At 70.9% G+C, this 11,895-nt stretch carries 12 protein-coding genes, 1 tRNA gene and 1 riboswitch; of the genes, 6 read left to right on the plus strand and 7 right to left on the minus strand.

Annotated features, from left to right (window positions below):
• Window positions 1-275 precede the first annotated feature (275 nt).
• On the plus strand, window positions 276-2,972 hold the full coding sequence (locus tag ACF061_RS04865) for a transglycosylase domain-containing protein (protein ID WP_392265347.1): 2,697 nt from the start codon (window positions 276-278) through the stop codon (window positions 2,970-2,972).
• Between the two features lie 99 nt (window positions 2,973-3,071).
• Here ACF061_RS04865 and ACF061_RS04870 read toward each other — a convergent pair whose 3' ends face one another.
• From ACF061_RS04870 to ACF061_RS04880, 3 genes are all read right to left on the minus strand, one after another.
• Window positions 3,072-3,392, minus strand: a complete 321-nt coding sequence (locus ACF061_RS04870; protein WP_164588913.1) for a multidrug efflux SMR transporter — start codon at window positions 3,390-3,392, stop codon at window positions 3,072-3,074.
• A 64-nt stretch (window positions 3,393-3,456) separates the two neighbouring features.
• Window positions 3,457-3,520, minus strand: a riboswitch (guanidine-III (ykkC-III) riboswitch).
• A 76-nt stretch (window positions 3,521-3,596) separates the two neighbouring features.
• Window positions 3,597-3,953 (minus strand): GroES family chaperonin, encoded by a 357-nt coding sequence (locus ACF061_RS04875; protein WP_392265348.1) that lies wholly within the window; start codon window positions 3,951-3,953, stop codon window positions 3,597-3,599.
• Window positions 3,954-3,995: 42 nt separating this feature from the next.
• Window positions 3,996-4,325 (minus strand): DUF3618 domain-containing protein, encoded by a 330-nt coding sequence (locus tag ACF061_RS04880; protein WP_392265349.1) that lies wholly within the window; start codon window positions 4,323-4,325, stop codon window positions 3,996-3,998.
• 129 nt (window positions 4,326-4,454) lie between these two features.
• Here ACF061_RS04880 and bcp point away from each other — a divergent pair, with 129 nt between their 5' ends.
• From bcp to ACF061_RS04895, 3 genes are all read left to right on the plus strand, one after another.
• Window positions 4,455-4,925, plus strand: a complete 471-nt coding sequence (gene bcp, locus ACF061_RS04885) for a thioredoxin-dependent thiol peroxidase (RefSeq protein WP_392265350.1) — start codon at window positions 4,455-4,457, stop codon at window positions 4,923-4,925.
• A 187-nt stretch (window positions 4,926-5,112) separates the two neighbouring features.
• Window positions 5,113-6,147: an HNH endonuclease gene (locus tag ACF061_RS04890; protein ID WP_392265351.1), complete on the plus strand. Its 1,035-nt coding sequence runs from the start codon at window positions 5,113-5,115 to the stop codon at window positions 6,145-6,147.
• A 54-nt stretch (window positions 6,148-6,201) separates the two neighbouring features.
• Window positions 6,202-6,285 (plus strand) — tRNA-Leu (locus tag ACF061_RS04895).
• A 43-nt stretch (window positions 6,286-6,328) separates the two neighbouring features.
• On the opposite strand, the gene rdgB is transcribed toward ACF061_RS04895, so the two are convergent.
• The 4 genes from rdgB to ACF061_RS04915 all read right to left on the minus strand — a co-directional run bounded on the left by rdgB (window position 6,329) and on the right by ACF061_RS04915 (window position 8,859).
• Complete coding sequence (rdgB, locus tag ACF061_RS04900; protein WP_392265352.1) at window positions 6,329-6,931, minus strand: RdgB/HAM1 family non-canonical purine NTP pyrophosphatase; 603 nt, start codon at window positions 6,929-6,931, stop codon at window positions 6,329-6,331.
• Window positions 6,932-7,246: 315 nt separating this feature from the next.
• Complete coding sequence (locus ACF061_RS04905; protein ID WP_392265353.1) at window positions 7,247-7,654, minus strand: hypothetical protein; 408 nt, start codon at window positions 7,652-7,654, stop codon at window positions 7,247-7,249.
• Window positions 7,655-7,806: 152 nt separating this feature from the next.
• The gene (gene rph / locus ACF061_RS04910) at window positions 7,807-8,532 is read right to left on the minus strand and encodes a ribonuclease PH (RefSeq protein WP_392265354.1); all 726 of its coding nucleotides are present in this window, start codon (window positions 8,530-8,532) and stop codon (window positions 7,807-7,809) included.
• A 93-nt stretch (window positions 8,533-8,625) separates the two neighbouring features.
• A complete protein-coding gene (locus tag ACF061_RS04915; protein WP_392265355.1) occupies window positions 8,626-8,859 on the minus strand; it encodes a glucose PTS transporter subunit EIIB in 234 nt (77 codons plus the stop codon).
• Between the two features lie 172 nt (window positions 8,860-9,031).
• Between ACF061_RS04915 and ACF061_RS04920 the strand changes: the two genes are divergently transcribed.
• The gene (locus ACF061_RS04920) at window positions 9,032-10,327 is read left to right on the plus strand and encodes a PTS transporter subunit EIIC (protein ID WP_392265356.1); all 1,296 of its coding nucleotides are present in this window, start codon (window positions 9,032-9,034) and stop codon (window positions 10,325-10,327) included.
• 179 nt (window positions 10,328-10,506) lie between these two features.
• Window positions 10,507-11,763: a PTS transporter subunit EIIC gene (locus ACF061_RS04925; RefSeq protein ID WP_392265357.1), complete on the plus strand. Its 1,257-nt coding sequence runs from the start codon at window positions 10,507-10,509 to the stop codon at window positions 11,761-11,763.
• Window positions 11,764-11,895 lie beyond the last annotated feature (132 nt).

Here is an 11,895-nt window from a genome sequence, read left to right on the forward strand (position 1 = left end):
GGGACCGCCCCGAGGGCAGCACCGGGCAGCGGACGGCGGCACGGGAAGAGGGGCCGGGGCAGGGCGCGCGCCCGGCCCCCGGCGAGGGCGAGTCGGCAAGGAAACCGGCCGAACGTGCCACCCCGGCTCCGACCCCGCCTCCCGCCGACTCGGCCGCCACCCCGTCCCCTTCCACGTCCCCCGCCCCACTGCCGAGGCGGCGGCCGCCCGCCGCCTCCAAGGCGTCGTGGCCCGCGGCCGGGCCGGACTCGGGGACCACCTGGGGAGCCGGCGCGATGGGCGCGGGAGCGCGCACCACCGGCACCCAGGCGGCGACCGGCACCGGCCCGGCGAGCGGCACCCCCGCGGGCCGCACCCCGGCGAGCGGCACGCCGACGGGCCGCACCCCCGCGGGCCGCGGCCCGGCCGGTTCCCCCGCCGCCGGGCGCGCCGCGCGTGGCGCCGGCGGCGGAACCGCCGCGCACCCCACCGCCACCGACACCGACACCCCCACCACGGTGCTGGCCGCCGCCAAACCCCCCGCGCAGCCGCCCTCCGACGACTCCCCCAAGGGCAAGAAGTCCAAGCGGCCCAAGCGGCCCAAGCGCACCGGTTGGCGGCGGGCGCTGCCGACCTGGCGCATGCTGCTCGGCGGGGTGCTCACCGTCGCGCTCCTGGTCATCGGCGCGTTCTTCCTCGGCTACTCGCTGGTCAAGATCCCGTCGGCCAACGCCATGGCCGTGAAGCAGGCCAACGTCTACCTCTACGCCGACGGCACCGAGATCGCCCGCGACGGCGAGATCAACCGCGAGAACGTCGACCTCGACCAGGTGTCCAAGGACGCCCAGCACGCCGTGCTCGCCGCCGAGGACCGCGACTTCTACACCGAGTCCGCGGTCGACCCGAAGGCGATGCTGCGCGCCGGCTGGAACACCGCCACCGGCAAGGGCAAGCAGTCCGGCTCCACGATCACCCAGCAGTACGTGAAGAACTACTACCTGGGCCAGGAACAGACCGTCACCCGCAAGGTGAAGGAGTTCTTCATCTCGATCAAGCTGGACCGCACCCAGTCCAAGGACGAAATCCTCGAGGGCTACCTCAACACCAGCTACTTCGGCCGCAACGCCTACGGCGTCCAGGCCGCCGCCCAGGCCTACTACGGCATGAAGGCCAAGGACCTCGACCCGGCCCGCGCCGCCTACCTCGCCGCGCTGGTCAACGCGCCCAGCGAGTACGACGTCGTAGCCCACCCGGAGAACAAGGCCGCCGCCCTCGGCCGCTGGAACTACGTCCTGGACGGCATGGTCAAGAAGGGCTGGCTCAGCGCCTCGGAGCGGGCCGGGATGAAGTTCCCGATGCCGAAGGACGCCACCGTCCCCACCGGCATGTCCGGACAGCGCGGCTACCTCGTCCGCGCGGTGAAGGACTACCTCGCCAAGAACAAGATCCTCAGCGAGGACGAGCTCTCCGCCGGCGGCTACCGCATCACGACCACCCTGCAGAAGAGCAAGCAGGACGCCTTCGTCAAGGCCGTCGACGACCAGGTGATGAGCAAGCTCGACAAGAAGAACCGCAAGGTCGACACGTACGTCCGCGCGGGTGGCGCGGCCATCGACCCGAAGACCGGCGAGCTCGTCGCCATGTACGGCGGCATCGACTACGTCAAGCAGTACACGAACAACGCCACCCGCCGGGACTTCCAGGCCGGCTCCACCTTCAAGCCGTTCGTGTTCACCTCCGCCGTGCAGAACGGGGCCCGCACCGAGGACGGCCGCACCATCACCCCCAACACGCTCTACGACGGCACGAACAAGCGTCCCGTCCAGGGCTGGAACGGCGGCTCCTACGCCCCCGAGAACGAGGACCAGCGCTCCTACGGCGACATCACCGTCCGCGAGGCCACCGACAAGTCGGTCAACGCGGTGTACGCGCAGATGGCCGTGGACGTCGGCTCGGACAAGGTCAAGGAGACCGCGGTCTCCCTGGGAGTCCCGGCCGAGACCCCGGAGCTGGTCAGCAGCCCGTCCATCGCGCTCGGCGTGGCCAGGGCCAGCGTCCTCGACATGACCCAGGCCTACGCGACCCTCGCCAACCACGGCAAGCACGGCGTCTACACGATGATCAAGAAGATCACCAAGGACGGCGCCAGCGCCGTCAGCCTGCCCGAGCCCGCCGAGACGCAGGCCGTCACCCGTCAGGCCGCCGACACCACCACCGCCGTCCTGCAGAGCGTGGTCCAGAACGGCACCGGCGCCCCGGCCCAGGCCATCGGCCGGCCCGCCGCCGCCAAGACCGGCACCGCCGAGGAGGACACCGCGGCCTGGTTCGCCGGCTACACCCCCGACCTGGCCACCGTCGTCTCCGTGATGGGCCAGGACCCGGTCACCGCCGCCCACAAGTCGCTCTACGGCGCCATGGGCCTCGACCGCGTCAACGGCAGCGGCGCGCCGGGCAGCATCTGGGCGCAGTTCATGGGGGACGCGCTGAAGGGGACCACGGTCAGCGACTTCGACCTCCGGCTCCAGCCCGGCGCCGACCAGTCCCAGGCACCGTCCAGCGGCACCGCGCAGACGCCGGGCACCACCGACGGCCAGGACAACGGCGGCGCCACCGGAACGGGCACCGGCGGCCAGGACTCCCAGGGCCAGAGCCAGGGCCAGGACCAGGGGCAGACCCAGGGCCAGACCGGCGGCGGCACCCCGGGGACCGGCGCGGGCAGCACCCCGACGACGACGGGCGGCGCCGGCTCCACCCCCACCACGGGCGGCGCCACCGGCGGCACCACGGCGGGCACCCCGACGACCGGCGGCGGCACGGACAGCGGCGCGGGCGGCGCGGGCGGCGCCGGCTCCGGGGCCGGCGGCGGGACCGGGGCCGGCGGCGGGGACGCCGGCGGCAACCCCGGCGGCACCCCGACCACGGGCGGCCCCGCGGCCGGCGGCGGGACGGGCGACGGCGCGACCGGCACCGGCACCGACACGGGCACGCTCTAGCGGGCCGCGCGCGCCCGCGGGCAGGGCGCCGGCACCCACGTGCCGGCGCCCTGCCCGCGGCGGGCCGTCACCCCGCGCCCGGACGGCAAGCCCGGACGGCTAGTGGCCCGAGGTCGCCTTCAGACCCACCACGGCCACCAGCAGCAGACACACGAAGAAGATCCGGGCGGCGGTCACCGGCTCCCCCAGCACCACCATGCCGAGCACGGCCGCACCGGCGGCGCCGATCCCCACCCACACTCCGTAGGCGGTGCCGATCGGCAGTGAACGGGCCGCGTACGACAGCAGCAGCATGCTCGCGACGATGCCCGCGCCGGTCAGCACGCTGGGCACCAACCGGGTGAACCCCTCGCTGTACTTCATCCCGATCGACCAGCCGACTTCCAGCAGACCGGCGACGACAAGCAGAACCCAGGCCACGACAAACACCCTTCGAGAACGGCGAACGACAACGGCGGACGTCGTCGGTCGCTGTCGGACAACAGGTGCGTCGTCTTTGCCTTCATCCCGGTACGGCGCGTCTCGTCGGGCTTCCTGTCGAGGCTAGCAAAGCAACGCCGAAGGGGCCGGTGACAACCGTCACCGGCCCCTTCGGCCGTTCCGTCGCGGCGGCGGCCGCCGCCGCTACAGGTACAGGCCGGTGGAGTCCTCCGACCCCTCGAACCGGTCCGCGGCCACGGCATGCAGATCACGCTCACGCATGAGCACGTACGCGGTGCCCCGCACCTCCACCTCGGCCCGGTCCTCCGGGTCGTACAGCACCCGGTCGCCCGGCTCCACGGTCCGGACGTTCTGCCCGACCGCGACGACCTCCGCCCAGGCCAGCCGGCGTCCCACCGCCGCCGTGGCGGGGATCAGGATGCCGCCGCCGGACCGCCGCTCGCCCTCGCTCGTGTCCTGCCGGACGAGGACCCGGTCGTGCAGCATCCGGATGGGCAGCTTGTCGTCGTTGGTGCTGTGCTCGTTTCTCTTGGCGCTCACGCCTCGAACCTACCTGCCTTCAGCGCGTCCGTACGCGGTGGGTCAGCCCCGCCGCTTGCGGGTGCCCAGGGTGAGCAGCCCGACCACTCCCATGGCGAGCAGCGCGACCGGCACGATCCGCTCCAGCCGGGGCGCTCCCTCGGCGTCCACGAACTGCGCCCGCACATCGCTCACCACCCTGTTGACCTGCACATAGGCGCGTCCGAGGGTGTGGTCGACGTTGGCGGCGACCTTGGCCTTGGCGTCCCCGACGAGGGTCTTCGGGTGCACGCGCACACCGATCTCGTCGAGCGTCTCGGCCAGCACCTCGCGGCGGCGCCTGATGTCCGCCTCGATCTCAGCCGGGGTTCTGGTGTCCGCCGTGTCCGCCACCGTACCGCCTCCGAAGTCAACTGCTGCGTGTTCAGGACAGTCTGTCAGCTCTCGCCGCGACCGCACTGTCGGCACCCCCGGTTACCCTCGGAGCGACACGGTATTGGCACGACGAGGAGACGAGCTTCGATGACCGAGCGACTCCAGCCCGGGGACGCGGCCCCCGCCTTCACCCTCCCCGACGCCGACGGCAACGAGGTGTCCCTGGCCGACCACAAGGGCCGCAAGGTCATCGTCTACTTCTACCCGGCCGCCCTCACCCCCGGCTGCACCAAGCAGGCCTGCGACTTCACCGACAACCTCGACCTCCTGGCCGGCGCCGGCTACGACGTCATCGGCATCTCCCCCGACAAGCCCGAGAAGCTGGCGAAGTTCCGCGAGACCGAGTCCCTCCGGGTCACCCTCCTCGCCGACCCCGACAAGAAGGTCCTGGAGTCCTACGGCGCCTTCGGCGAGAAGAAGCTCTACGGCAAGACGGTCACCGGGGTCATCCGCTCCACGGTCGTCGTCGACGAGGAGGGCAAGGTCGAACGCGCCCTCTACAACGTCAAGGCCACCGGCCATGTGGCCAAGATCATCAAGGATCTGGGCGTCCAGTAGCGCGCCCCGCCCCGGCGGCCCGCCCCGGCACGACCGGATGCCCGACGGCATCCGGCACGACCGGCGCGGGCCGTTTCCGTTTTCCGCCTCCCCCTTGTCCGCGTATCCGTGCGTGACCGTCCGATGACCGGTTCGTTGCTCCGTACGGGCCATGAACGCATGGCCGAGAACCGAACGGAGGGGCGCCATGGGGGCCGGTGCATACACCAGGGAGCGGCTGGAGGAGGCGGACCCGTACCGCGGGGAACGGCTTGGCCAGGCCGTCGCCGAAGCACGCAACTGGGCAGACCTGATGCGGCGGCTGGGGCTTCGGGCGAGCGGAGGCCGACGACGGGCGCTTCAGGAGAAGGTCGCCGCTCATGGCCTCGACACCAGTCACTTCGTCAAACGCAGTCCGTGGCGCAAGTATCCGGACGCCGCCATCGCCGAGGCGGCCGCCTCGTCGTCCTCACTCCGCGAAGTGGCCCTGAAACTGGGTGCCGCTCCGGCCACCGGGACGCTGTCCCACATCCGTCGCCGGATCAGCGCGGCAGGGATCGATGTGAGCCATTTCCCCGGCTTGGACCAGCCCGAGCCCGACCTGCCCTTCACCAGGGAGGAGCTGAGCGCCGCCGCGGCGACGGCGACGAGCGTCCGTGGCGTGGCTCGCGCCCTGGGCGTACCGGAGGACAGCCGCTCCCGCTCGACCCTGAAGCGCATGCTGCGTGTCCAGGCCATCGACACGGGACACTTCTCCTATCGTCGGATCCCGATCCCCGAGAACAAGTTGCGCGACGCGGTGGAGCGTTCGGCGAGCTATGCCGACGTGATGCGCTGTCTTGACCTGGACGTCAACGACACGAACCACCGGCGCGTCCGGCGTGCGTCAGTTCGCCTCGGTCTCGACACGAGCCACTTCAGACGCAGTTCCTGGGCTCGGCCGGAGCGCCCCGCGCCGACGCCCCTCGCTCAACGAGTCCTGGTCGTACTGCCTCCGCACTCCGGGCGGACGAACAGGACGCGGCTCCACCGGGCCCTGACCGAGATCGGCGTGCCGTACGCGTGCGAACGCTGCGGCAACACCGGGGAGTGGCTGGGACAGTCGATCACCTTGCAGATCGACCACATCAACGGCGACTGGCGCGACAACCGACGGGAGAACCTGCGGTACCTGTGCCCCAACTGCCACTCGCTGACGGAGACCTGGTGCCGCCAGAAGGAGAGGCCACCCCTCGCAGCGTGACGAGCCCTGCCCGTACACTGAGCGCTGCCGGTCGAGCGCGATGACCGTTTTGTAGCGGCCGTGATGGAATTGGCAGTCATGCTGGGTTTAGGTCCCAGTGGGTGAAAGCCCGTGTGGGTTCGAATCCCACCGGCCGCACCGCCCCCACCTTCGAATTGAAGGTGGGGGCGCTCAAAGAAGATCAGCCCAGCAGCTCCCGAACCACCGGTACCAGGGCGCGGAACGCCTTCCCCCGGTGGCTGATCGCGTTCTTCTCCTGCGGGGACAGCTCCGCGCAGGTGCGACTCTCGCCGTCGGGCTGGAGGATCGGGTCGTAGCCGAAGCCGTTCGTGCCGGCGGGAGCGTGCCGCAGTACGCCCCTCAGCCGGCCCTCCACCACCCGCTCCGTGCCGTCCGGCAGGGCGAGGGCCGCCGCGCAGGCGAAGTGGGCCGCCCGGTGTTCCTCGGCGATGTCGGAGAGCTGGGCCAGGAGCAGGTCGAGATTGGCCTGGTCGTCGCCGTGGCGGCCTGCCCAGCGGGCCGAGAAGATGCCGGGGGCGCCACCGAGGACGTCGACGCAGAGGCCGGAGTCGTCGGCGACCGCCGGGAGGCCGGTGGCCTGCGCGAGGGCGTGGGCCTTGAGGAGGGCGTTCTCGGCGAAGGTGACGCCGGTCTCCTTGACGTCGGGGACTTCGGGGTAGGCGTCGGTGCCCACGAGTTCGTGGGGCAGGCCGGCGTCGGTGAGGATCGCCCTCAGTTCGGTGATCTTTCCGGCGTTACGGGTGGCGAGGATCAGGCGGGTCATGCCCACCAGTATCGGGGAGCGCCGGGGCCACCCGTTCGGACGGCCCGCCGGGCGAGGTGGCCCGCCGGTCCGGATGGCCCGCTGATCCGGCCCTCCCGATGGTCCGCCGGTCCGGATGCCCGGCCCGCGGCCGGCCGGGGCTTCGCGGGAGGCGGGGTCCGCGGGAGGCGGGGTCCGCGGACGGCCGGATCCGCGGATGGCCGGATCCGCGGATGGCCGGATCCGCGGATGGCCGGATTCGCGGGAGGCGGGATCCGCGGACGGCCGGGTCCGCAGGCGGCCGGTCCACCGGTGGCCGGTCCGCCGGGGCCGGTGTTACGGGGTGCAGACCTTGGTGAGTTCGCCGGCGGCGTCGGTGACGGGGCTGACGTCGGGGGTCTTGTCGCCGTCGCCGATGGCGGTGCGGACGTTGTCCACCGCCTTGCCGAGGTCGTCGACGGCCTTGTTGACGTCCGCGTCGTCCGTCCTGTCGCCGATCTTCTTCAGGTTCCGCTCGATCGACCGGAGGGCGTCGTCGGTCTGCGCGGGGTCGTCCGCCGCGTTCTGCACGGCCTGCTGGAGGTCGGTGACGCTGTCGGCGATGGTGTCGGCGGTCTGGACGCAGTCCAGGGCCTTGTTCATCGCGTCGCAGCCGGTCAGGGCGGAGAGCGTGAGTGCGACGGCGGCCGTGGTGGCGGCGATGGCGGTGCTGCGGCCCAGGCGTCGGTGTCGGCTCGCGGCCATGGCTTGGGTTCCCTCCCCGGTGTGGTGGCCGGGCGCACGGCGGCGTGCCGGGCGCCCGTACCCGTAGTGACGCGGGGGCGGGGGGCGACGGTTGCCCCCGACCGCCGCCCGCCTTGGGGCTTTCTTTACCTTTCGGCGCTGTGCGCCCGGGGCTACTTCTCCAGGGCCGCGCGCTGGATCGCCGCCAGGTCGGCGCAGCCGGCCACGGCGAGGTCCAGGAGGGCGTCGAGTTCGTCGCGGGCGAAGGGTTCGGCCTCGGCGGTGCCCTGGACCTCGACGAAGCGGCCGTCGCCGGTGCAGACGACGTTCATGTCGGTGTCGGCGCGTACGTCCTCCTCGTAGCAGAGGTCGAGGAGGGGGACGCCGCCGACGATGCCGACGGAGACCGCGCTGACGGTGCCGGTGAGGGGCTGGCGGCCGGGCTTGACGAGCTTGCGGCCCTGGGCCCAGGCGATGGCGTCGGCGAGTGCGACGTAGGCGCCGGTGATGGCCGCGGTGCGGGTGCCGCCGTCGGCCTGGAGGACGTCGCAGTCGAGGACGACGGTGTTCTCGCCGAGTGCCTTGTAGTCGACGACGGAGCGCAGTGAGCGGCCGATGAGGCGGGAGATCTCGTGGGTGCGGCCGCCGATCCGGCCCCTGACGGACTCGCGGTCGCCGCGGGTGTTGGTGGCGCGGGGCAGCATGGCGTACTCGGCGGTGACCCAGCCCTCGCCGCTGCCCTTGCGCCAGCGCGGGACGCCTTCGGTGACGGAGGCGGTGCAGAGGACCCTGGTGTCGCCGAAGGAGACGAGGACGGAGCCTTCGGCGTGCTTGCTCCAGCCGCGTTCGATGGTGACCGGGCGGAGTTGTTCGGGCGTGCGGCCGTCGATTCGAGACATGGCGTCGAGCCTAGCCCCCCATGCGGAAGGGGCTCCTCCCGCGGTGGGAAGAGCCCCTTCCGGGTGAACCGTGGGTGCGCACGGTCAGCCGGTTCACATCATGTCTTCGATTTCGGCCGCGATGGGGTCGGCGTCGGTGCCGATGACGACCTGGATGGCGGTGCCCATCTTCACGACGCCGTGGGCGCCGGCGGCCTTCAGGGCGGCGTCGTCGACCAGCGAGGGGTCGTTGACCTCGGTACGGAGGCGGGTGATGCAGCCCTCGACCTCTTCGATGTTGTCGAGTCCGCCGAGTCCGGCGACGATCTTCTCAGCCTTGCTGGCCATGTTCTGTCTCCCTGATCCGAACTGCTTGGTCGCAGTAACCCACAGTTGGCCCATCTTCGCGAGCGGTCGTGCCGCGGCTGCCGAATGATGGCGTCACGACAGCGGAACCGTCCGTCCACTGGTCTACACCACCGTACCGGGCGGTGGCCAAACGCGGTGCGGGAGGACGCTCATGAGTGCCGGCGGCGCCGACGTCAGGATCTCTCCGGTGCGCGAGCGCTGGAACTCGCTGTTCCAGGGGCTGCAGAAGATGGGGCGGAGCCTGCAGTTGCCGATCGCGGTGCTGCCGGCCGCGGGGATCCTGAACCGGCTGGGGCAGCCGGACGTGTTCGGTGAGGACGGCCTCGGCTGGATCGACGTGTCGAAGGTGATGGCCGGGGCGGGCGGCGCGCTGCTCGACGGCGAGCTGGGGCTGCCGCTGCTGTTCTGCGTGGGTGTGGCCATCGGGATGGCGAAGAAGGCGGACGGTTCGACGGCGCTGGCGGCGGTGGTGGGTTTCCTCGTCTACTTCAATGTGCTGCACCAGTTCCCGGCCGTGTGCCCGGCGGGGGCGGAGGTGATCGCCACGGGGTGCCGGGCGGCGGACGGGACGGTGACGGCGTTCACGTACCAGAATCCGGGGGTGTTCGGCGGGATCGTGATGGGGCTGCTGTCCGCCTTCTTCTGGCAGCGGTTCCACCGGACGCGGCTGGTGGACTGGCTCGGCTTCTTCAACGGCCGCCGGCTGGTGCCTATCCTCATGGCGTTCGTGGCGATCCTGTTCGCGGCCCTGTGCCTGTGGGTCTGGCCGCCGATCGGGCGCGGCCTGGAGGGCTTCAGCACCTGGCTGGGCGATGCGGGGGCGTGGGGCGCCGGGATCTTCGGGCTGGCGAACCGGGCGCTGCTGGTGATCGGCCTGCACCAGTTCCTGAACGTGCCGATCTGGTTCCAGTTCGGCAGTTGGACGAAGCCGGACGGGACGGTGGTGCACGGTGACATCAACATGTTCCTGGCGGGGGATCCGAACGCGGGGCAGTTCACCTCGGGCTTCTTCCCGATCATGATGTTCGCGTTGCCGGCGGCGGCGCTGGCGATCACGCACACGGCCCGGCCGGCCCGCCGCAAGGAGGTGGGCGGGCTGATGCTGTCGGTGGCGCTGACGTCGTTCGTCACGGGGATCACGGAGCCGCTCGAATACTCGTTCATGTTCATCGCTCCGGGGCTGTACGCGGTGCACGCGGTGCTGACGGGTGCGTCGATGGCGGTGACGTGGGCGCTGGGGGTGCACGACGGGTTCAGTTTCTCGGCGGGGCTGATCGACTACGTCATCAACTGGAACCTGGCGACCAGGCCGTGGGGGATCGTGCCGATCGGGCTGTGCTTCGCCGTGGTGTACTACGCCGTCTTCCGGTTCGCGATCACGCGGTTCGGCCTGCGGACTCCGGGGCGGGAACCGGAGGACGAGGTGGAGGACGTCACGGGGGCCTGAGTTTCGTCCGAGACCGCCTCGAAACCGGTCCGGAACCGGCCTGTCACCACCCGCGCGAACCCATACGGCGCGTAGTGGTCCGGTCGCGATTTCGCGGGTTCCTTACGCCACCTTCATCGTGTTACAACAGGTCTACACCACTGAGTGGTGTAGACCACCACCCGATGGAGGACGGACGTATGAGCACCGCCACCGCCGAGTCGACGGCGGCACCCGCAAAGAAGCGGGGATCAGGCCTTTTCCAGGGCCTGCAGAAGGTCGGCCGAAGCCTGCAGCTCCCGATCGCCGTACTGCCGGCGGCGGGCATCATGGTCCGCCTGGGCCAGGATGACATCTTCGGCAAGGACGGCCTGGGCTGGGACAAGGTCGCCGCCGTGTTCAACAACGCGGGCGGTGCGCTCACCGGTTCTCTCCCGCTGCTGTTCTGCATCGGTGTCGCCATCGGTTTCGCCAAGAAGTCGGACGGTTCGACCGCGCTGGCCGCGGTGGTGGGCTTCCTCGTCTACAGCAAGGTCCTCCAGGCCTTCCCGGTCACCGAGGCCAAGATCCAGAACGGCGCGGACGTCGCCGCGACCTACAACGACCCCGGCGTCCTCGGCGGCATCGTCATGGGTCTGCTCGCCGCCGTCCTGTGGCAGCGGTTCCACCGCACCAAGCTCGTCGACTGGCTCGGCTTCTTCAACGGCCGCCGTCTGGTGCCGATCATCATGGCGTTCGTCGGCATCGTGATGGGCGTGTTCTTCGGTCTGGTCTGGAAGCCGATCGGCACCGGCATCTCCAACTTCGGCGAGTGGATGACCGGCCTCGGCTCGGGCGGCGCGGCCCTGTTCGGCGCGGTCAACCGTGCGCTGATCCCGGTGGGCATGCACCAGTTCGTCAACACCGTGGCGTGGTTCCAGCTCGGCGACTTCAAGAACTCGGCCGGCGAGGTCGTGCACGGCGACATCACCCGCTTCCTGGCGGGCGACCCGTCCGCCGGTCTGTTCCAGTCCGGCTTCTTCCCGATCATGATGTTCGGTCTGCCGGCCGCCGCCATCGCCATCGCGCACTGCGCCCGCCCCGAGCGCCGCAAGGTCGTGCTCGGCATGATGGTCTCCCTGGCGCTGACCTCGTTCGTCACCGGTGTCACCGAGCCGATCGAGTTCTCCTTCATGTTCATCGCGCCGGTCCTGTACGTGCTGCACGCCGTGCTCACCGCCGCCTCGATGGCCATCACCTGGGGCCTGGGCGTGCACGACGGCTTCAACTTCTCCGCCGGTTTCATCGACTACGCGCTGAACTGGCACCTGGCGTCGAAGCCCTGGCTGATCATTCCGATCGGTCTTGTCTTCGCGGCCATCTACTACGTGACCTTCCGCTTCGCCATCATCAAGTTCAACCTCCCCACCCCGGGCCGTGAGCCCGAGGAGGAGATCGAGGACCTCACGAAGGCGTGAGTTCCGCAGGAACGTGACGAGGCCCCCCGGGCGAGGACTTGGGTTCTAACGGTCCTCGCAACACCCGCGATCTGTGGGAGTTGCGAGGACCGTGGCCGTTGGACGCGATGATCTTTCGGGGCTGCGGGAGCG

It is taken from the genome of Streptomyces sp. NPDC015220 (assembly GCF_043079345.1).
In the GTDB taxonomy this organism is placed as follows: Bacteria; Actinomycetota; Actinomycetes; order Streptomycetales; family Streptomycetaceae; genus Streptomyces.

Bases quoted from the DNA above. Each gene is read 5' to 3' on its own strand.
- rph (WP_392265354.1), bottom strand. From the start codon at position 8,532: ATGTCTCGAATCGACGGCCGCACGCCCGAACAACTCCGCCCGGTCACC.
- rdgB (WP_392265352.1), bottom strand. From the start codon at position 6,931: ATGACCCGCCTGATCCTCGCCACCCGTAACGCCGGAAAGATCACCGAA.
- ACF061_RS04925 (WP_392265357.1), top strand. From the start codon at position 10,507: ATGAGCACCGCCACCGCCGAGTCGACGGCGGCACCCGCAAAGAAGCGG.
- bcp (WP_392265350.1), top strand. From the start codon at position 4,455: ATGACCGAGCGACTCCAGCCCGGGGACGCGGCCCCCGCCTTCACCCTC.
- ACF061_RS04865 (WP_392265347.1), top strand. From the start codon at position 276: ATGGGCGCGGGAGCGCGCACCACCGGCACCCAGGCGGCGACCGGCACC.
- ACF061_RS04915 (WP_392265355.1), bottom strand. From the start codon at position 8,859: ATGGCCAGCAAGGCTGAGAAGATCGTCGCCGGACTCGGCGGACTCGAC.
- ACF061_RS04905 (WP_392265353.1), bottom strand. From the start codon at position 7,654: ATGGCCGCGAGCCGACACCGACGCCTGGGCCGCAGCACCGCCATCGCC.
- ACF061_RS04890 (WP_392265351.1), top strand. From the start codon at position 5,113: ATGGGGGCCGGTGCATACACCAGGGAGCGGCTGGAGGAGGCGGACCCG.
- ACF061_RS04920 (WP_392265356.1), top strand. From the start codon at position 9,032: ATGAGTGCCGGCGGCGCCGACGTCAGGATCTCTCCGGTGCGCGAGCGC.